This is a genomic window from Polaribacter aquimarinus, assembly GCF_003129485.1.
Classification (GTDB): domain Bacteria; phylum Bacteroidota; class Bacteroidia; order Flavobacteriales; family Flavobacteriaceae; genus Polaribacter; species Polaribacter aquimarinus.
On record NZ_QFFG01000003.1, the window covers coordinates 117,421 to 138,800 of the forward strand.

At 32.5% G+C, this 21,380-nt stretch carries 16 protein-coding genes; 8 read left to right on the forward strand and 8 right to left on the reverse strand.

The features are described 5' to 3' along the window. Positions 1–20: 20 nt before the first annotated feature. Positions 21–950: a peptidylprolyl isomerase gene (locus DIS07_RS07740; protein WP_109404675.1), complete on the forward strand. Its 930-nt coding sequence runs from the start codon at positions 21–23 to the stop codon at positions 948–950. Positions 951–1,108: 158 nt separating this feature from the next. Continuing rightward, a complete protein-coding gene (locus DIS07_RS07745; RefSeq protein ID WP_109404676.1) occupies positions 1,109–2,263 on the forward strand; it encodes an iron-containing alcohol dehydrogenase in 1,155 nt (384 codons plus the stop codon). A 69-nt stretch (positions 2,264–2,332) separates the two neighbouring features. Here DIS07_RS07745 and leuB read toward each other — a convergent pair whose 3' ends face one another. The 5 genes from leuB to DIS07_RS07770 all read right to left on the reverse strand — a co-directional run bounded on the left by leuB (position 2,333) and on the right by DIS07_RS07770 (position 8,083). Then, the gene (gene leuB / locus DIS07_RS07750) at positions 2,333–3,388 is read right to left on the reverse strand and encodes a 3-isopropylmalate dehydrogenase (RefSeq protein WP_109404677.1); all 1,056 of its coding nucleotides are present in this window, start codon (positions 3,386–3,388) and stop codon (positions 2,333–2,335) included. 110 nt (positions 3,389–3,498) lie between these two features. Then, positions 3,499–5,019, reverse strand: a complete 1,521-nt coding sequence (locus DIS07_RS07755; protein WP_109404678.1) for an alpha-isopropylmalate synthase regulatory domain-containing protein — start codon at positions 5,017–5,019, stop codon at positions 3,499–3,501. Between the two features lie 22 nt (positions 5,020–5,041). After that, entirely contained in the window at positions 5,042–5,641 is a 600-nt protein-coding gene (gene leuD, locus DIS07_RS07760; RefSeq protein ID WP_109404679.1) for a 3-isopropylmalate dehydratase small subunit, read from the reverse strand. A 112-nt stretch (positions 5,642–5,753) separates the two neighbouring features. After that, the gene (gene leuC / locus DIS07_RS07765; RefSeq protein WP_109404680.1) at positions 5,754–7,151 is read right to left on the reverse strand and encodes a 3-isopropylmalate dehydratase large subunit; all 1,398 of its coding nucleotides are present in this window, start codon (positions 7,149–7,151) and stop codon (positions 5,754–5,756) included. Positions 7,152–7,435: 284 nt separating this feature from the next. Beyond that, positions 7,436–8,083, reverse strand: a complete 648-nt coding sequence (locus DIS07_RS07770) for an HAD family hydrolase (RefSeq protein WP_109405055.1) — start codon at positions 8,081–8,083, stop codon at positions 7,436–7,438. A gap of 742 nt (positions 8,084–8,825) precedes the next feature. Between DIS07_RS07770 and DIS07_RS07775 the strand changes: the two genes are divergently transcribed. From DIS07_RS07775 to DIS07_RS07785, 3 genes are all read left to right on the forward strand, one after another. Continuing rightward, positions 8,826–9,245 carry a hypothetical protein gene (locus DIS07_RS07775; protein ID WP_109404681.1) on the forward strand — a complete coding sequence of 140 codons (420 nt, stop codon included), beginning with the start codon at positions 8,826–8,828 and terminating at the stop codon, positions 9,243–9,245. Beyond that, positions 9,242–13,225 (forward strand): FG-GAP-like repeat-containing protein, encoded by a 3,984-nt coding sequence (locus DIS07_RS07780; RefSeq protein ID WP_109404682.1) that lies wholly within the window; start codon positions 9,242–9,244, stop codon positions 13,223–13,225. Before DIS07_RS07775 ends, DIS07_RS07780 begins: the two co-directional genes overlap by 4 nt. A 148-nt stretch (positions 13,226–13,373) precedes the next feature. After that, positions 13,374–15,203, forward strand: a complete 1,830-nt coding sequence (locus DIS07_RS07785; protein ID WP_109404683.1) for a PLP-dependent aminotransferase family protein — start codon at positions 13,374–13,376, stop codon at positions 15,201–15,203. A 363-nt stretch (positions 15,204–15,566) separates the two neighbouring features. On the opposite strand, the gene DIS07_RS07790 is transcribed toward DIS07_RS07785, so the two are convergent. After that, a complete protein-coding gene (locus DIS07_RS07790; RefSeq protein ID WP_109404684.1) occupies positions 15,567–16,874 on the reverse strand; it encodes a sulfatase-like hydrolase/transferase in 1,308 nt (435 codons plus the stop codon). 120 nt (positions 16,875–16,994) lie between these two features. Here DIS07_RS07790 and DIS07_RS07795 point away from each other — a divergent pair, with 120 nt between their 5' ends. From DIS07_RS07795 to DIS07_RS07805, 3 genes are read left to right on the forward strand one after another with little or no spacing between them, the layout of a single operon-like run. Further along, positions 16,995–17,675, forward strand: a complete 681-nt coding sequence (locus DIS07_RS07795) for a tetratricopeptide repeat protein (RefSeq protein WP_109404685.1) — start codon at positions 16,995–16,997, stop codon at positions 17,673–17,675. Next, positions 17,675–18,211, forward strand: coding sequence for a YfiT family bacillithiol transferase (locus DIS07_RS07800; RefSeq protein ID WP_109404686.1), 537 nt, complete (start codon positions 17,675–17,677; stop codon positions 18,209–18,211). The genes DIS07_RS07795 and DIS07_RS07800 overlap by 1 nt, the downstream gene beginning before the upstream one ends. Before the next feature lies 1 nt (position 18,212). After that, complete coding sequence (locus tag DIS07_RS07805) at positions 18,213–18,551, forward strand: tRNA-binding protein (protein WP_109404687.1); 339 nt, start codon at positions 18,213–18,215, stop codon at positions 18,549–18,551. Here the strand turns inward: DIS07_RS07805 and DIS07_RS07810 are convergent. After that, complete coding sequence (locus DIS07_RS07810; protein WP_076686390.1) at positions 18,548–18,706, reverse strand: YqaE/Pmp3 family membrane protein; 159 nt, start codon at positions 18,704–18,706, stop codon at positions 18,548–18,550. The two genes, DIS07_RS07805 and DIS07_RS07810, sit on opposite strands and share 4 nt — an antisense overlap. 181 nt (positions 18,707–18,887) lie before the next feature. Then, the gene (locus tag DIS07_RS07815; protein WP_109404688.1) at positions 18,888–21,380 is read right to left on the reverse strand and encodes a M14 family zinc carboxypeptidase; all 2,493 of its coding nucleotides are present in this window, start codon (positions 21,378–21,380) and stop codon (positions 18,888–18,890) included.

A 21,380-nucleotide genomic window follows, 5' to 3' on the forward strand; every position in this document is an offset into this window, starting at 1 on the left:
AACGATTAAATTATATAATAATGAATAACGGAATATATGCCAAATTCACTACTTCAAAAGGTGATATTTTAGTACAATTAGAATACGAGAAAACTCCAGGAACTGTTGGTAATTTTGTAGCTTTATCTGAAGGAAATTTAGAAAATTCAGCAAAATCTCAAGGAACTCCTTATTATGATGGATTAAAATTCCATAGAGTAATTCCTGATTTTATGATTCAGGGAGGATGCCCATTAGGAACTGGAACTGGAAATCCAGGTTATAAATTTGATGATGAATTTCACCCAGATTTAAAACACGATGCTCCAGGTAAATTAGCTATGGCAAACTCTGGACCTGCTACAAATGGAAGCCAGTTTTACATTACTCACGTTCCAACTCCTTGGTTAGATAACAAACATACCGTTTTTGGTTCTGTTATTGAAGGACAAGATGTTGTTGATGCTGTTGCTCAAGGTGATGATATGAAAGTAGAAATTGTAAGAGTTGGTGCTGATGCAGAAAACTTTAACGCTGTTGAAGCTTTTAGAAAGTTTGAAGGTGCTAGAGAAGAGCGTGAAGCGGAAGAAAAAAGGAAACAAAAAGAATTACTAGATAAAGTTGCTGCAGGATATGATGAAACTGCAAGCGGTTTACGTTATCAAATTTTACAAAAAGGTAATGGAAAACAAGCTACTAAAGGAGCTGGAGTTTCTGTTCACTATAAAGGGCAATTATTAGACGGCACAGTTTTCGATTCTTCTTACAAAAGAAAGCAGCCTATAGATTTTAATGTTGGTGTTGGTCAAGTAATTTCTGGTTGGGATGAAGGCATTCAATTATTACAAGTGGGTGATAAAGCTCGTTTTGTAATTCCTTCTAACTTAGCTTATGGTTCTGCTGGCGCGGGAGGTGTAATTCCACCAAATGCAACACTTATCTTTGATGTAGAATTAATGGATGTGAAATAACAATCCAAATACATAAAAAATTAAAGGGGGTAGCAATTTTTAATTGCTACCCCCTTTTTTATCTAATTTATTTTTCTATTATGACAATAGTCATTTATTGTAATTCAATCTAATCATACTTTTATAGCATAAAAACAAACATAAAAAACTATAATAAAATGTTACAAAATAGAAGAATTTATTTACCCCCATTAAGTCTTATTGGACCAGGAGCTTTAAACGACCTTGGAGACGAATTAAAAAGTTTACCTTATAAAAAAGCTCTTTTTGTTACTGATAGTGTTTTGGTTAAAATTGGAGTTGCAAAACAAGTTGCAGAAGTACTACAAGCATCAAATATAGAAATTGTACTTTATAAAGATGTCCAACCAAATCCTACTGTAAAAAATGTAAATGATGGTTTGGCACTATTAAAAGAAAATAATTGCGACTTTATTTTAACTCTTGGTGGTGGATCTCCTCAAGATTGTGGTAAAGCTATTGGTATTTTAGCCACTAATGGAGGCAATATTGAAAATTATGAAGGAATTCATATGAGTAAAAATAAGTCGCTTCCTATAATTGCAATTAATACAACTGCAGGAACAGCAAGTGAGGTTACTATCAACTATGTAATTACTGATGAGAAAAGACATATAAAAATGGTGATGGTCGATAAGAATTGTTTGGTTGATATTGCGGTAAACGATCCTAAACTTATGCTCAATAAACCAGCAGCATTAACTGCGGCAACGGGTATGGATGCTTTAACCCATGCAATAGAAACTTATATTACCAAAGGTGCTTTTGAATGGTCTGATGTTTTAGCACTAGAAGCTATTAAATTAATCTCTGAAAGCTTAGAAGATGCCGTGAAAAACGGAAACAACCTTGAAGCAAGAAGTAAAATGGCTTGGGGTCAGTTTATTGCAGGTCAGGCATTTTCTAATGCTGGTTTAGGTTTTGTACACTCAATGGCACATCAATTAGGGGGAATGTACGATTTACCACACGGAGTTGCCAATGCAATATTATTACCTCATGTAGAAAAATTTAACATTCCGGCTTGTGCCCATAAATTAAAAAATGTGGCAAAAGCTATGGGAGTAGATATTTCTAATATGAATGATGAAGAAGGAGCGAATGCTGCTATCAAAGCTATTAAAGCTTTATCAAAAGCCGTGGGAATACCTTCTGGTTTAAGAGAATTAGGAGTTAAAGAAGAAGATTTTAAAGAAATGTCAGAAAATGCACTCGCTGATGTTTGTACTGGTGGTAATCCTAGAGAGGTAAATCTAGAGGAAACCATGGAAATTTATGCCGAAGCTATGTAGTGATAAATAAAATAAAAAAAGGTCTAAAATAATTTAGACCTTTTTTTATATATTCAATGCTAAGAATTTCTAAATATTTTCTGCTAACCAATCCCCTACTTCAGAAGTTCCGTAAGCTTTTCCTCCATCAGCTAAATCTTCAGTAACAATCCCTTTGTTTAACGCTTCATTTACAGCATCTCTAATTGCTTTTCCTTCTGCTTGTAAACCAAAGTTTTCAAACATCATTGCTGCAGACAATACTGTAGCCATAGGGTTTGCAATATTTAATCCTGTTGCTTGCGGATAAGAACCGTGAATTGGCTCAAATAAACCAATTTCAGCTCCCAAAGAAGCACTTGGCATTAATCCCATAGAACCAGAAATTACAGAAGCTTCATCTGTTAAAATGTCTCCAAATAAATTTTCAGTAATTAAAACATCATAGCTATTTGGCCACTGAACCAATCGCATTGCAACTGCGTCTACAAACTCATACGAAACCTCCACTTCTGGATAATCTTTTTCCATTGCTTGTACAGTTTCTCTCCAAAGTCTAGAAGTTTCTAAAACATTGGCTTTATCTACACAACATAATTTCTTACCACGTGTCATTGCCAATTCAAAACCTTTTTTTGCTAAACGTTGAACTTCTGCTCTAGTATAAACACAATTGTCAAAAGCAGTTTCTCCTTCTTCTCTTCTACCCTTTTCACCAAAGTAAATTCCTCCAGTCAATTCACGTAAAAAAACCAAATCAGTTCCCTCTATTCTTTCTCTTTTTAAAGGAGATTTATCTAACAAAGAAGGAAATGTAAATGTTGGTCTTACATTAGCAAACAATCCTAATTTCTTACGCATTTTTAATAATCCTTGTTCTGGACGCACTTTTGCAGAAGGATCATTATCAAAACGTGGATGTCCAATTGCACCAAACAAAACAGCATCTGAAGAAGCACAAATTTCGTGTGTTTCATCAGGATAAGGTTCTCCAACTGCATCAATAGCAGCAGCACCAGTTAATGCTGGTTTCCAGTTAATTTCGTGATTGAACTTTTTTGCAATTGCATCAGATACTTTTACTGCTTGGTCTATTACTTCAGGACCAATTCCATCTCCTGCTAATAAGGCTATGTTTAATTTCATATTTTTAAGCTTTTGGCTGTTTGCTATTGGCAATTCGCTCAATAACCAGCTAATAATTTAATTGTTTTTATTTTTAAGCTAATAGCAAAAAGCTAAAAGCAAATAGCGTTCTATATTATATTTAACATTTTCTCTGTGGCTTTAATTGCAGATACTGTTTGATCTGAATCTAAACCACGTGTAATAAATTCTTTTTCTTCTCTTTTCCAAGTGATGATGGTTTCACACAATGCATCAGAATGACTCCCAGGAGGAATACGAACTCCATAATCAATTAAATCTGGTAAATCTTTTTTACTGTGTGTTTTGTACAATTTACGCAATGCATTCATAAACGCATCAAATTGTCCATCTCCTTGTGCATGAGCTTCATATTGTACACCTTCTACTTTTAATTGTAAAGTAGTTGATGGTTTCATTCCTTTTGCATGACCTAATACATAGTTTTCTACAACTACGCGTTTTTCTATGGTGTCACTATCTAAAACATCAGAAATGATATATGGTAAATCTTCTTGAGAAACGACTTCTTTTTTGTCTCCCAATTCAATAATTCGTTGGGTAACTTTTTTCAGTTCTTCATTATTTAAGCTTAATCCTAAATCTTGTAAATTCTTTTGGATATTTGCTTTTCCTGATGTTTTTCCTAAAGCATATTTACGTTTTCTACCAAAACGTTCTGGCATTAAATCGTTAAAATAGAGATTGTTTTTATTGTCTCCATCAGCGTGAATTCCAGCTGTCTGAGTAAAAACATTTGCTCCAACTACAGGTTTATTTACAGGAATTCTAAATCCTGAAAACGTTTCTACTAACTTACTAACTTTGTTTAAAGCTGTTTCGTTAACATCAACTTTTACTTCCGTTAAAAAATCATTGATGACTGCAATAACACTTGCCATTGGTGCATTTCCTGCACGTTCTCCCATTCCATTTATGGTTAAATGCAAACCATTTACACCCGCTTTTACAGCTTCCATAACATTGGCTACACCTAAATCGTAATCATTATGTCCGTGAAAATCGATGTGTGAATTCGGATACCTTTCTCTAACTTCTGTAATAAAACTAGCAGTTTCTGTATGTGTCAAAACACCCAAAGTATCTGGCAATAAAATACGTTCTACTTTTTGATCTGTTAAAAAGTCTAAATATTCAAAAACATAGTCTTTAGAGTTGCGCATTCCATTAGACCAATCTTCTAAATATACATTGGTTTTAATGTTGTTTTTTGCAGCTAACTCAATATTGGCTTTGATATCAGCAAAATGTTGTGCTGGTGTTTTTTTAAGTTGATGTGTTAAGTGATTTAAAGAACCTTTGGTTAATAAATTCTGCACTTTTGCGCCTGCTTCTAGCATCCAATCAATAGATTTTCCACCATCAACAAAAGTTAACACTTCAATTTTATCTAAAAAATTGTTTTCTAAAGCCCAAGAAGTAATTTTTTGAACTGCTTGTAATTCACCTTCAGAAACTCTTGCAGATGCAATTTCTAAACGATCTACTTTTAATTCTTCTAGTAATAATTTAGCAATTGTTAATTTTTCAGAAACTGAAAACGACACTCCTGATGTTTGTTCTCCATCACGTAGTGTCGTATCCATTATTTCAATTTTTCTACCAGCCATAAATCAACCTTAAAATTGTGTTTTAAAATGGTCTTGTTTCAGCAAAAGCAGCAATTTCGTTTTCGATGTTTTTTAAATAATCGATATCATCAAAACCGTTTAACATATTTTCTTTTTTGTAACTATTAATTACAAAAGATTCAGATTCTCCTGTTGCTACTAAAGTTACTGTTTGATTTGGTAAATCAACTTTTATCTCAGTTTTTGGATCATCCATAATTGCCGCAAATAACGTATCTGCAAATTCTGGAGAAACTTGCACAGGCAAAACTCCAACATTTAAACAGTTATTCTTAAAGATATCTGCAAATGCTGATGAAATTACACAACGTAAACCAAAATCGTACACAGACCAAGCTGCGTGCTCTCTAGAAGAACCAGAACCAAAGTTTCTACCTCCTACTAAGATTTTAGAACCTGCATAAATTTCTTTGTTTAACGGAAAATCTGGTTTTGGTGTTCCATCTTGATTAAATCTCCAATCACGGAAAAAATTAATATCAAAATCTTTACGCTCTGTCGCTTTTAAGAAACGAGCAGGAATGATTTGATCTGTATCTACATTCTCTGTAGGTAAAGGATATGCTGTACTTGTTAATACATTAAATTTATCGTAAGCCATTGTTTTAAGGTATTCAGTCTGCCAGTATTCAGTTGGCAGTCATTATGTTATTCAAATATTATTTCGTTAGCAAAAAATCAGTTTTTGACTGAAAACTGCCTACTGTTAACTGCTAGACTAATAATGTTCTCGGATCTGTTACTTTCCCTTCTACTGCAGATGCTGCTGCCACTAAAGGACTTGCTAATAAGGTTCTAGAACCTGGTCCTTGACGTCCTTCAAAGTTTCTGTTTGATGTAGAAACTGATAATTTTCCTGCTGGAATTTTATCATCATTCATAGCCAAACAAGCTGAACAACCTGGTTCTCTTAATACAAAACCTGCATCGTCTATAATCTTATCTAAACCTTCAGCTTTAATTTGATCTACCACTTTGTGCGAACCTGGTACTAACCAAGCCGTAACATTGTCTGCTTTTTTACGTCCTTTAACAATAGAACAAAAAGCTCTAAAATCTTCAATACGTCCATTTGTACAAGAACCTAAGAAAACAAAGTCAATTTCTTTACCAATCATAGCATCACCTTCGCTAAAAGACATATAACCTAATGATTTTTTGTACGTCTCTACTCCACCTTCTACAGCTTCTGCATTCGGAATCGATTTGGTAACTCCAATTCCCATTCCTGGATTTGTACCATAAGTAATCATTGGCTCAATATCTGCTGCATCATAATTAAATTCTGCATCAAAGCTTGCACCTTCATCAGTATATAAAGTTTCCCAATAGTTCATTGCCTTATCCCAATCAGCTCCTTTAGGAGTTTGAGAACGACCTTTTAAATATTCGAACGTTTTTGCATCTGGTGCAATCATACCACCTCTTGCTCCCATTTCTATAGACAAATTACAAACGGTCATTCGTCCTTCCATAGTCATATCTTCAAAAACATCACCTGCATATTCTACAAAATATCCAGTTGCTCCAGAAGTGGTTTGCTGAGAAATAATGTATAAAGCCACATCTTTTGGTGTAACTCCTAAACCTAATTTACCATTTACGTTAATACGCATCGATTTTGGTTTTGGCTGCATAATACACTGTGTAGACAATACCATTTCTACTTCTGATGTACCAATACCAAAGGCAATCGCACCAAAAGCTCCATGCGTTGATGTATGTGAATCTCCACAAACAATGGTTGCACCTGGTAAGGTAATTCCGTTTTCTGGACCTACTACGTGTACAATTCCGTTGTTTTCATCACCTAAACCCCAGTGAGAAATACCATATTTAGCAGCATTGTTTTCTAATGCATCTAACTGGTTTGCAGACAATGGGTCTGCCACTGGTAAATGTTGATTTATAGTTGGTGTGTTATGATCTGCAGTTGCGAATGTACGCTCTGGATAAACCACACTGTTTCCTCTACTTTCTAATCCTAAAAAGGCTACAGGACTTGTAACTTCGTGGATAAAATGACGGTCTATAAAAAACACATCTGGTCCGTCTTTTACAGAACGTACCACGTGCGAATCCCATACTTTGTCAAATAATGTTTTTGCCATTTTTCTTGTTATTTATTGATATGATTAGGTATCAGCTACCAAAAGTAACCTTTATTTGAGTTTTTAGCAGAATTTAAACGTTTTACTTATTGATTTCTAACTGTTAAAATATTAGTTATTTAGCTGAAAAACAACATTTTAAATCATTTGAAAATACGATGTCTATTTATTTTGTAGGATACTATTTTTTGTAAACTCCTTTTGGTGTTTTGACTAAGTTTACAATAACTAAATATGACTTTTATGATAAGAATTCAACTGATTTAAAAATCACAAGTGTTTATTTATACAATCTTTAGTAAATCTAACGGATGTTCTAAAATATACTTAGCGCCACTTGCTATTAACTCTTCTTTAGTTCTATAGCCCCAAACAACACCAACAGGATGCATACCTGCGCTTGTAGCGGTTAAAATATCTACATCTGTATCTCCTACAAAAATGAATTGCGCTACAGGTAGGTCTAATTTTTTACTGATTTCTAGCGCAACAAAAGGATTTGGTTTTTTTAAAGCCTCTACTTTTAAACCTTCCACTACTTCGAAATTCCAATTAGGCAAAACCGCTTTTACCACTTTCTTTGTCAGTTTATCTGCCTTGTTAGAAAACACCGCTAGTTTTATATTACGCGCAGTTAACTCATCTAACAAATCGCCAATACCGGCATACATTTTTGTTTTAATTGTACAATTTTCGCGATAGACTGCCAACATTTCTGTAAAACAACGGTTTATCCATTCTTCATTTTGAACCGCTTTAGGCAATGCTTTCACCACCAAATCTCTAACACCATGCCCTATAAAACTTTGGCAAACCGCAACACTATGTGTAGGAAAGTTGTGTTTTTGTAACACCGCATTCATTGCATTGGTAATATCTTCTAAAGAATTTACAAGTGTACCATCCAAATCAAAAATTACTCCTTTAAACATTCTTTTATTTTTATGCATTGCAAATTTATCAATTATTAACGCATTGGGTTATGGAACTTTTATAAATTTTATAGCATAACACTTCCTTTTTATTTGAATACACCTTTTACAGCAATTGGGTTTAAACTTAAAGTATTGGTTTGTAAACTTTTTAATTAATAAATTAACCATTGCATTGTGTAAAATGGATTTTTTATTTGTAAAATCTGGTGAAAAGAATAAAACGATTTATCAAATAATTTAATTAGAATGTCATTCTGAGCTTGTTAAAGAATCGAAATTTAAAATCTCTCTTCTTCTTCCATTAATATCATACTATTAAAAAAGCAATAAGTTAAATAAACACATATAAAAAACATAAAGCACTGTAAAACATAACTTTAAAAGTTTTAGGTAGTGAAAATTATATCTTTTTTCTAAATTAGATATGTTTAAAAAATTACAAAATATTATTAAATATTTTAACAAAAAAACAAGTATAAATACCTGTTTTTAATTTATTTATAAATTTTTAACAAAAAAATAACTATATTTGTAATAAGACAAATTATTTATTTCTAACTTAAGAAATCCCTATATTCTTATTAATCCTCCAAATTATGAATATACACTTCTACTGACCCCTCTAATTTTAACTTCAAAAATTTTATTGATCACTAAATTAATTACTAACTTTTTAAAATAAATTTTAAAAAGAATATTGGTATTTACCTAAACTTTTAACAACTAAACCCAAATTATTATGAACAAAAAATATTTTTTAAAAAATGCTTTTTTTATGCTAGCATTGTTTTTTTCAATTTCAATTTCTGCTCAAACAGGACCAGAAATTTTAAAAGATTGGTCTGCTTTAGAAGAAGCTGATTTTCATTTCGATGTTTCTTATAGTATAGTAAAATGTAATCCAAATTCTAATGCTATTATTTTAATAAATGCATTTAATGAAGACGGAACTCACCCGAAAGTAGGTTTTACTTTGAATTTTTCTGATAATAAAGGAAATAAAGCTCAAGTTATTGTAGCTCCTTTTGCTACAAAACTTGGAGATATGATGATTGCAAGTTGTGATTCTGATCTATATAAAAATTTAAAATTTGAATTCCCTAATAATATAGATCTATCGACAATGAAAATTAACATTACTTATCAAACAGGAATATGAAAAAAATTATATCAATACTAATAATAGTTTTCTGCTTGGGAGTAAGTAGTAAATCTTATGCACAATGTAATGACAGACCAATAATTAATGATTTTTCACCTAAAACAGGTTTTATTGGAAGTACAGTAACTATAACAGGAGCCAATTTTAATGCTACACCTGGAAATAATCAGGTTTTCTTTGGAGCAACTCAAGCTACCGTTGTTTCTTCTTCTTTTGGTACTTTAGAAGTTAGAGTACCTGAAGGAAGTACAACTTCATTAATTAGTGTTAAGAATCACTGTAACTTAACAGCATATTCTAAAACACATTTTAATGGTATTTTTTGCCCTACACCCTTAACAAATACATCTTATCAAAATGTTTCACAAGAATTAACAGGTATTTATGGTGCTTATAATATGCTTTCTCAAGATATGGATAATGACGGTAAACCTGAAGTTATTTCAGCTAGAAATGGTGGTGGGATTACAATAGCTATTAACAATAGCACACCTGGTAACATTAATTTTTCAAGATATAATAATGGGTCAACAGGTGGTGCAGCACAATCTATAGCGGCTGCAGATTTTGATGGTGATGGCTTAAAAGATATTGTTACTAATAGAGCTATTATGAGAAATACCAGCACTGGTGTTGGAAATTTTGGACTTCAATATGTAACTAATTCAAGAAGCGTATCTAATTATCAAGTAGGTGCAGGAGATTTTAATAATGATGGAAAAATAGATATTATTGGTGAATATGGTAACTGGATTTGGGTAGCTTTTAACATCAGTACAGGACCTGGAAATTTTAATTTTACAACTAGACAGCAAGTTCAATATGTTGGAACAAGATGTACTGGTATTCAGGTTGCAGATGTAGATGGTGATGGCAAAACAGATTTCTTAGCTTCTCAGGGAGGAGGTAATAGAGCTGTGTCTATTAGAAACACTACAGTAGATGGAAGTTTTACTGCAAGTTTTGAAAGCCCTGAATATTGGAGCTCTAGAGGCCTATTTCCTTACAGAGCTATGATTGCTGATTTTGATAAAGATGGTAAAATTGATTTCACGTCATGTAATTATAATGGAGCAACAAATACTGCAATTTGGAGAAATACTTCTACTGTTGGAAATATTTCTTTCGCAACAAGTGTAAACATTACTTCTCCAAGAAACAACTATAGAATAGGTGTTGGTGATGTTGATGGAGATGGATATCCTGATATTGTTACAAAATCTTTAGGGGTTAATGTCTTCTCTGTATATAGAAATACGTCTTCAGGAGCTGGAAATGTTAGTTTTGCTCCTAGGTTTGATTACACTTCTTCAAGTAGAGCTGAAGTTTCTGGTATTGTTATTGGAGATTTAGATGGAGACTTTGTTCCAGATATAGCAACTTCAGGTATTAGCAGTAACACGATTAGATTCCATAGAAATACTGGGGCTCAAAATGATGTTACACCACCAACTGTTTCATGTAAAAATATAACTGTCGCATTAAGTCCTAATGGTACAGTAAGTATTACCTCAGATATGATAGATAATGGTTCTGGGGATGCTTGTGGAATTGATAGATTCGAGTTGTCTCAATCAAACTTTACTTGTGCAGATATTGGGTCAAATCAAGTTACATTAACAGCCTACGATGGTGCCGGAAATAGTGCATCTTGTACTGCAACAGTAAATGTACAACCTGCTGCAATTATTGTAGCTGGTCAAAGTACTGTTTGTCAAGGTGAAACTGTAACAATGAACGCAAATGATGGAGATAGTTATCAATGGAAAAAAGATGGAGTAAACATTGTTGGTGCTACTTTACAAACCTATGTTGCTAATACTTCAGGTGGTTATACTGTTGAGGTAACAAATGCTGGAGGATGTTCTGGGGAGTCTTTAGTAACTCCTGTTGTTGTAAATGATAATCCTACTGTAGATATTTCTCCTAAAGGAAATGCATTTTTATGTCCACCAAACGGAACAACAACATTAACAGCATCTCAATCTTCTATTTATCAATGGATGAAAGATGGTGTTGATATTCCAAATGCAACTCAACAATCTTATATAGCAAGTACTGTTGGAAGTTATAGTGTAAGAGTTATCGATTTATTTGGTTGTTCTGCAGTTTCTGAACCAACTATAATTACTGCTAACCCTGCAGAAATTGATGTTAATGGTAATGGTGATTTCGGCAATGTATTTCCAAATCAAGATTACACACAGACTATAACTATTAGTAATTCTGGTTCTGGAGATTTAGACATAACAAACCTAGCTGTAAGTGGTCCAGATTCAAATTCATTTACATTAGCCGGTTTTTCTTCTCCAGGTGTAATTCCGGTAGGAGGAACAACTACTGTAGATGTAATTTTTAATGCACCAGATATTACAACTTATTCTGCTTTTTTAAGTTTTAACTCAAATGATTGTGATGAAGATTTTATATCATTGCCATTAACAGCTGAAATAACTTGTGTAGCAGCAGATTTTACAAACTTCCCAACAACAATGAATGTAAATACAGATTTGGATGTATGTGGAACGCTAGTAAATTATAATATTGAAACTGTTGGTAATCCAACATCCATCTTAACATACTCTTTAAGTGGTGCAACTTCAGGTACAGGACAAGGTTCTGGATCTGGAACTCTTTTTAATGTTGGAACAACAACTGTTACTTTAAATGTAGAAAACCCTTGCGGTAATGTAACTCAAAGTTTTGATATAGTTGTTACAGATAATCAACCCCCTAATGTTGTTACACAAAACATTCCAGTTGAATTAGATACTAACGGTAATGCAATAATTACCCCAGAAATGATTGATAACAACTCAACTGATGCTTGTGGTATTGCTTCTTATTCATTGAATTTAGATACATTTAGTTGTTCAAATGTAGGGCCAAATGAGGTAATTTTAACAGTTACTGACAATAACGGAAACTCTGCATCTTCAAATGCAATAGTAACGGTAAGTGATATTACTCCTCCAACAGCAATTACTCAAAGTTATTCAATTGACTTAGCAAATGGAGTTGCAAATATTACTCCAAATGATATTGATGGTGGTACTTTTGATAATTGTGATTTTACACTTTCTATAGATAAAGATAATTTTACTTGTGATGATATTGGTGATCATTTAGTTACATTAACTGCGACAGATGCTTCAGGAAACACGGCATCAAGTTCTGCAACTGTTACTGTTGTTGGAGACATACCAACCATAAGTATAGACGATTTTTATACAGTTAATAATCAAAAAGTAAATACCATTTTCTTAGGATATGGACCGCAAAATTTAAATTTATCAACTGTAACTTCTGGCGGAAGTGGTTTTACTTACGAGTGGACATCTTCTACAGGTGAGTCAGTTTCTAATGTAGCTAATCCTAATATTAGTCCTATAACAAGTACTACCTACAATGTAACAGTTACTAATTCTAATGGTTGTATAGCTTCAACATCAATTTATGTTTGTGTTATTGATGCTAGAGCTTATGATAAAAAGGGTAGATATAAAGGTAAAGTTGTAGTTTGTCACCACACAAGTGGTAAAAAAGGAACAAAACATGTTACTATAAATATAAGCCAAAGTGCAGTGGCATCGCATCTAAAACATGGCTTAGGCACTGGGCATGCAGATTCCTTAGGTGGTTGTAGTGCAACTTGTATTACTACTATTGGGCAGAAAAGTAAATCTAAACAAAGTAATTTTAACTTTGCTTCTATAGAGGATAATCTAAGAATTTATCCTAACCCTTCAAATGGTATATTTGATATTAAATTAACAGTAATAAATTTACAAACAAATATTTTGCTTTTTGATTCAGTTGGAAAATTAATTGAAAGTAAATCAATTTCAAAAGAAAATAGTTCAGAAAATATTATTACTGTTGGTAATAACAATTTAGCTTCGGGTATTTATCTTTTAAGAGTTATCAATAAAAATGAAACTATTACTAAGAAATTAATAATTGAAAAAAGTAATTAATTATTAAGTAATTCATTATCAAATACAGGTTAAGATTGTTCTTAACCTGTATTTTTTTTTTAATTAATTCCCATTAAATTCATACATTTGTATATCTGTAAAAAAATGAATTAATGTATCTTTATAACCTACTAAAAGAGGTACATACATGCAGCATTTTATCACAAAAGTATTGGCAAATATGCCAAAAGATTGGTTACAATTAACCACACACAGACTTGATATTTATGAAGAAAAATTGGCTAAAAGTCAGTTTTTAGAGGAGTTTACCCAATTATATAACAACAATAATACTAAAGCAACTGCTTTACAAAACTTACCTACTGCATACGATTATATTCGTCTAGGACATCCTTTGTCTTGTGTTTTAGAATGGGTTGTTGCCAATACGGATCAATTACACCCTGAAAATATCATTAGTTTTGATTCAGAGACTATGCCGGTTTTAGCTGTTTTAAGAAAAAATGGTTTAGATAATAAAAAAACACGAATTTTATATACAGATCAACTACCAACTTCTTTTGATGCCGCTATCTTAAAAGAAGTGTATGGTTATCAATTCGAATTGCAAAAAGTAGCTCAAGGTGCAAAAGTTTCATCATTTGATGGAGGCACTATTTTCATTCAAGAAAAAGAAAGCATTACGAGTTTTAACATCGTTGCAAATGTTGACTTTTTTGTAAATATTCACCCAAATTTAGGCAGTATTGTTTTAGTAAATGGCAAACAAAATGATGCTTATATTTCCGAAATTCAGCATGTAAGAAGAAGAGAAACAGTAGCCATGACTCCAGAAAATTGTTTGACTGCCTTACAAATGTATGCGAAAAATACTGATTTTGTTGCTGCAAAATACAATACGAGTGAAAACAAAAACAGCGTTTTAGAATCGATAAAAGAAATTACTGATACCACTGCAAAACCGTTGGTAGCTTCAAGCGGATTGTCTATGCAATATGCAATTATGATGGGATTGGTAGATGCAGCAAACGAAAATTACAGAGGAAAAGACATTAAATTTATTGTTCCGCCAAATTGTTATGGAGGTACCAATGACCAAGCAAGACGTGTTGCTGCAGCCATTAAAAATGTGGAAGTGGTAGATTTACCTGTTGATGGTGATCATGACATGGTACAAAGTTTAGAAACCGTTTTAACCAAAGTTGCTGAACAAGACGGTGTACCTTATATCATTGCAGAAATACCAACAAACCCAAGAGTTGAAGTGCCGAATTTACAAGATTTAAAAGCGGTTTTAAGTAAAAAACGTGTCACTGCAAATGGTACAGCTGCCATTGATTCAGTATTTATTTTAGACCAAACATTTTGTCCGAATGTTCACTTTTTAGGAGAAAATGCCATTTTATCTTCAGTTAGGGCAATTTCTTATGCAAGTGGATCTAAATTCCCTAGTGGAGGAAAATGTACTGCTGGGTATTGTGTGGTCAATAAAAAAGCTGAAGCCTTATTAGAGAAAATAGAAAGCCATTTAATGCTTTGCGATAATGAAGCGACTCCGCTGCAATATGAAATTTTAGCAGCACAATTGCCTTCTATGAATCAAAGAATTGAAGACGCTTATAAAAACACCTTAGCGTTTGTGAATTTTATTCAAGCCAATTTACCTGAGGCGAAAATAAATTTTGTTTCTGAGGAATTGGCGGCACAAGGTTTTACACCTTCCGTTTTTTCTTTGGATTTGCCAACAAAAGGAGACACAGCCGCAGAAAAAGAAGCCTACAAACGTGAGTTGAATTTGAAACTCATCAATTTAATGATTTCAGAAATTCCTGATGAAAGCAAATTTTGTGTCAGTTATGGACAATTAAAAGGATGTTATTGGACAATTCCTGCAACTTCAACCCAAGGAACCACCAAAGAAGGTGATAAAGATTATATTGTACGCACATCCTTATCGCCAAATTTAGATTTAGCATTGCATAAAAAAGTGTTTTTAGACTTTGTAAAAAGTATTTAATCTCTGTCATTTCGAGCAGAATGAAATGAAGTCGAGAAATCTTTAAGTGTTATTCTTTTTGATTTTTTCCAAAAGGTTGAAATGACATAGAAATAAAGTTTTAGTTTTAGAGATTCCTCAATCGTTCATTCTTCTCTCATTTCGGAATGACCATGTTTCTTTTTAAATTCTGAAAATTGGCAAACAAGTTTAGCCCTGATTGAAATGGCATCCTTTTTAATTGTCAGTTCGAGTGAATTTGTGAAGAATGAACAAATTTGTATCGAGAACAAAATAAAAAAGATATAATGGAAAGCAGGAAATAGCTTCAAAAAATAAATTGCCACGTCATTCTTCTTCGCAATGACAGTTAATTAAATTTAATTAATTACGAATACTATTTGCTTCTGCAATTAAAGCTGCTTTATTAGCAGTAGCTTCAGCAGATAAAGTAGTGCCTATTAAATTTGAATTTTCATAAGCGTCTGAAGATAAGTTGTACAACTCTTCTGTGCCATCATCATGCTTTATGTATTTGTAAGTTGCATTTCTAATGGTATATGCATCTTGTTTTTCTGAATAAACATACTCTCTCTTTGTCGCATTTGCATCCGTTAGCAAACTATAAAAACTCTTACTGTTATGAATTTCTGTGGCAGAAATTCCCACTATATTCCCAATAGTACTGTATAAATCTGTAGAATTAATCAATGCTGTTTCTCTAACACCCATTCTGTTTACTCCTATTCCAGAAACGACCATAGGCACATTAATTCCTCCTTGATTTAAGCTACCTTTTACGGTTTGTCGTGTAAACGGACTTTGCGCTACTCTATTGGGTGTACCATTATCACCAATAAAAATAATAATGGTGTTAGCTCTTACTTCTGTTGGTAAACTGTTTAACAATCTTCCCATTTCTGTATCTAAAGCCTCTAAAGCAGAGATATAATAAGGCAATGGATTTCCGTCTATCGTAGTAGCATCAGTTGCTAAATTTCCTTGAGAATGTAAATTGGTAGGCGCTAAATGAAATGGTGTATGAGGTGCAGTATATGCCATCCATAAGAAAAAAGGTTTTGTCTGTGCATCTACCCAACTTATAGCGTCATTAGTTAGTTTTGTAGTAATATATTCTGTAGAATTGGTAGTTGTTCCATTGGTGATTAATTCCCAATCGTAATAATCTTGTACACCTCCGCTTTTAATTCCTGCAAAATGGTCAACTCCCATGGTTAAAGCATCATTGATGTCATTCGTTAAATGCCATTTTCCGAAAATTGCACTTGCATATCCATCATTGGTATTATCAGAAATGTATTTCTGTAATGAAGTTTGTGAAGTTGGCATTTGATCATTCACCTGAACTACGCCATTTTTAAATCCGTATTTTCCTGTAATAATTGATGCTCTTGTTGGAGAACAAACTGAATACGCCCAAGCATTATCAAAAGTAATTCCAGAACTCATTAAGGCTTGTAAATTTGGCATATTTGCTTTCACACTTCCTTCTGTATAGTTAGGCATTGCATCTTTACTTACATCATCTGCAATAATTAATATAATATTTGGATTTGTGGTTACTATTGGTGAATCAATAACATCCATTTCTTCTTCATTTATAGATAAAGAAGAATTACAACTCAATAATAAAACACAAATAAAACAAGTAAGGAATCCTGATAATTTCATAAATAATAGTTTCTACTTTGACCTTTAGAATTAGCAATAGTTTTAAAATCTAAAAATAAATTGTAACAAAACCATTAATTTAGTCGTCTAAAATAGAGAATCAATTTTATCCAACCCATCATGAAAAAATTACTGTATCTTTTATTACTACTAACTGTATTAATAAGTTGTACTTCACAAAAAAATTCGGAAGATTTTATTAAAAATACAGAAGGTAGATATTTATTTAATGCAAATGAAGTCATTGAAATTTATTTTAAAGATGCCGTTTTACATGCAAAATGGCGAGGAAACGAAGATATAGAACTACTAAAAGTAAACGATAGTTCTTTTTATATGAAAGAATTGAACGAAAAAATGCTTTTTGTAAGTCAACCAGAAATGCATATTCAACTGGCTCCAAAAAGAGAACATAAAAATGTAAAATATCATTTTAAAAAATTGGCGAAAGGTGAAAAAACTCCAAACGAATATTTTAAAGCCAAAGAATTTGACAAGGCTTTAATTGCTTTTAGAGCTATTCAGAAAAAAGATTCTTCGAGTTCTGTAATAAGACAATGGACTTTAAATAGAATTGGTTATCGATATATTCGAAACAAAGATTATGATTCTGCTCTAGAAATTTTTAAAATAAATACAATTTTATACCCAAAAAGTTCAAATGTTTTTAATAGTTTAGGGGAAGCTTATTTTTTAAAGAAAGATACTGCTACTGCTATCGAAAATTTTAAAAAATCGTTAGCCATTAACCCAGAGAATAGAAACTCGAAACGTTTTCTAAAAAAACTTACAAAAAAATAATGGACTTAGAAAAACTAAAATATCCGATCGGAAAAGCAAATATTCCCGAAAACATCAGCAAGAAAGATTTAGAAACTTGGATTTCTGATATCGAACGTTTTCCTCACGAACTGGAATTCTTAGTGAGAGAATTGTCTCAAAATCAACTAGACACAGCATACAGAGAAGGTGGCTGGACAATTAGACAAGTAATTCATCATTCTTATGACAGTCATCACAATTCTTATACACGTTTCAAGTGGGCATTAACCGAGGATAAACCTATCATTAAAGCATATTATGAAGAACGATGGGCAGAACTAAGCGATTCTAAATCTGGTCCAATTCTGTTAACTATAGACGCCTTGAAAGCGCTTCATGCAAAATGGGTTTACTTTTTAAAGGGACTATCAGATAAAGAGTTACAAACCACATTTATTCACCCTGATGGAAATGAAACTGTAACTTTAAAAGAAAATATTGGCATTTATGCATGGCATTGTCAGCATCATTATGCACATATTGAACAGTTGATGATTCGTAAAGGATGGAAATAAAATGAAAGAAGAAATCTCTTTTGAAGACTTTTTAAAAGTTGATATTAGAATAGGAACAATTATAGAAATCAATGATTTTCCAAAAGCTAGAAAACCTGCTTATCAACTAAAAATTGATTTTGGTAATTTAGGCATTAAAAAATCGAGTGCTCAAATTACAGATTTATACACAAAAGAAGAGTTGCTCAATAAACAAGTTTCAGCAATCATCAACTTTAAACCAAGACAAATCGCTAATTTTTTAAGTGAAGTTTTGGTTTTAGGTGTTTATAATACTGATGGAAAAGTGGTTTTACTCCAAGCTTCTAAAGCAATTAAAAATGGAGAACAAGTTTCTTAATTCTTAGGATTATTCAAAATCACCAAAGCACCAATTACTCCAGGAATCCATCCACAAAGCGTTAATAAAAAAATAATAAAGAAAGAGCCACAACCTTTATCAATTACTGATAATGGGGGAAATATAATGGCAAATAAAACTCTAAAAAAACTCATTTATACAATTTAGTTGGTTGCATAAATATGACGAGTTATGATAGGTTTTGTTACAGCTTTTATTTTGTTATAAAGCAAGAAAGCTGCAAAGTATCAGAGCAGAAACTCTTAGACTTCGCAACTTTTATTATTTTAAATGCGAGACCTTTCAACTACGTTCAAGGTGACAATACTTACAAACCTACATCTTATCACCAAAGAAAATAGCATTCATTAACAACTTATTAGTTCCGTACCAAAAAGCTCTAAAGTTGGTGTTATCAGTAAAAACCACTACTCTACCTCTACCCATTCTTTGTACTTTAAAAGGCACTGTGTTCTTAATTACTTTCGCATTTTCTTTAGAAATATAACCACTTAACAACGGACTAGAAGTGTACTGAATAGGATTGTTATAACTGCGTTTATCTGCTTTGATAAATAATGTTGAGTTTCTGAACAATGCAATTTTGTCATTTTTATACCCAAAATTTATAGGATGAGAACGATCAATTTTTGCCTCAAAAATAGCGCCTCCAATATATTGGGCTCCAGATTGTAAAGAACGGTTTTCAAAAGAAACACCTTTTATGGTATCAATTTTTGTTTTGTCAAATTGCAAACTAATCATTTTATTACTTGACAACCATCTTGCAGTATTTTTGTATCCCACTAAAACTCCTCCATTTCTTACCCAAGTTTTAATTTTTTCGACTGCACTTTTTTCTAAGCTACTACTTGGAATAATGATGTGTGTATATTTACTTATATCTACTCTGCTAAAATAACGAGTATCTATTCTTGTAATATGCATATCAAAACGTTGGTCAAACAAATGCCAAATTTCACCAGAATCGTTTCCTGCAATTCCATCTCCAACCAACATCGCTACTTTTGGTTTGGTTAAGGCTCTAAAATTGTTAGAACCTAAATCAATTCCGTCATTTAAACCAGTAGAAACTCCAGTAATAGAAACGTGACTTTCTTTGGCTAATTTTTCTAAAAATTGATACAAATCACCAGCATTTAATTTTTGATGTTGAACTGGAATAAAAATAGTTCCGTATTCATAAGAATTCCCTCCATTTTTAAAGTTTTTCATGGATACTTTTGCGCGAATTCCTTTTTGCAAAACTGCATTTAAAACTTTAGGAGTATAATATTCATTCCAAGGCATTAAGTATCCGTAATCACTTCTAAATGAAACGCTACCTGTTTTCATTTTTAAATCTGTGATTTCACCTCCAGCTTTAGAAAGCGATACATTATCAGCATAATCAACTCCAAAGGCAAGGTTAAATGTCCATGCAGAAACATCATAAAACAAGCTGTCTTTAAAAGTAGTTCTAACATCAAACATTGCTTTTACCAAACGTTGATTTTTCTGATTCATAGGTACTATATAACTGTACCCTTTTTTAAAGGTTTTTCCATTTTGAGTGAAATCTGATTTTACTTCATGAATTTTAACTTGATGACGCTTTAATACCTCTGCCAAATGATAGGTTTTTGCGGCATCTTTTTCATCACCAAAAACAATTGCTTTTTTGCTTCCTGTATTTCTACTTTCTTTATAAAAATCTTGCTGATATTTTAAAAGTTTAGTTCTCATTTTTCTAGCAGCTTCTAAAGTAGATAAAGCCGCAGTAAATTGATTTCTGATGGTAAACGGAAAGGTTAATATTCCATTTACGGTTTCTTGTGCATGACCGCGAGAACTTCCTTGTTCAAATAAAATCCCGATACTTCCATTAATATCTGGAAACGTAGAACCTTTTCCGTAATAAAAATCATCAAAACTTTCTTCAGAATAATATAAAGAACCTATTTTATCAAATGCTTTTGCATGATATGTCGCGATCTCTTTAGTCAAATCCTGATTCATTTGTGGAGTTAACGGATTTGTTCTACTCGGAATACCCGGTTGAAAAAAGAAACTTGAATTGCTTCCCATTTCGTGATGATCCGTTAAAATATTAGGTAACCACTTATGAAAACTTGCTATTCTTGCCCTACTTTCTGGCAATTGCACAGGCAACCAATCACGATTCATATCAAACTGATAATGATTGGTTCTTCCCCTTGGCCAAATCTCTGTATATTCCCTATCATTGGGGTCTGGGTTAATATTTTTACTCTTATTAGTATTAGCCCAATATGCAAAACGTTGCAATCCATCAGGGTTAAACGACGGGTCAAAAAGAATAACCGTATTGTCTAACAAATCTTTTACTTCTGCAGATTTTGAAGCTGCCAAATAATAGGCCACAGCTAAAGCTGCATTAGAACCACTAGGTTCATTACCATGAATAGAAAACCCTTGATATACCACAATTGGATTATTAAAAACATCAACAGAACTATTATTAGTCCCAGCAATGTGTTGGTTTCTAATATTCTCTATATTTTGATGATTTTTGGGAGAAGTAATTGTTAGTAACAACAATGGTCTTCCTTCAAAAGTTGTTCCCCTGTTTTCTATAGATATTCTATCTGAAGAAGCCGCTAAAGCTTTCATATATTCTACTAGCTTGTCATGGGTAATATGCCACTCACCTACTTCGTGACCAATAACTGATTTTGGAGTTGGAATTGCAGAATTGTAATTTCCTTTAGGCAAATAATAGGATAAATCTACTTTTTGAGCAGAGGTAGCTATTGATACTAAAATGAATAATAGTAATACTTTTTTCAT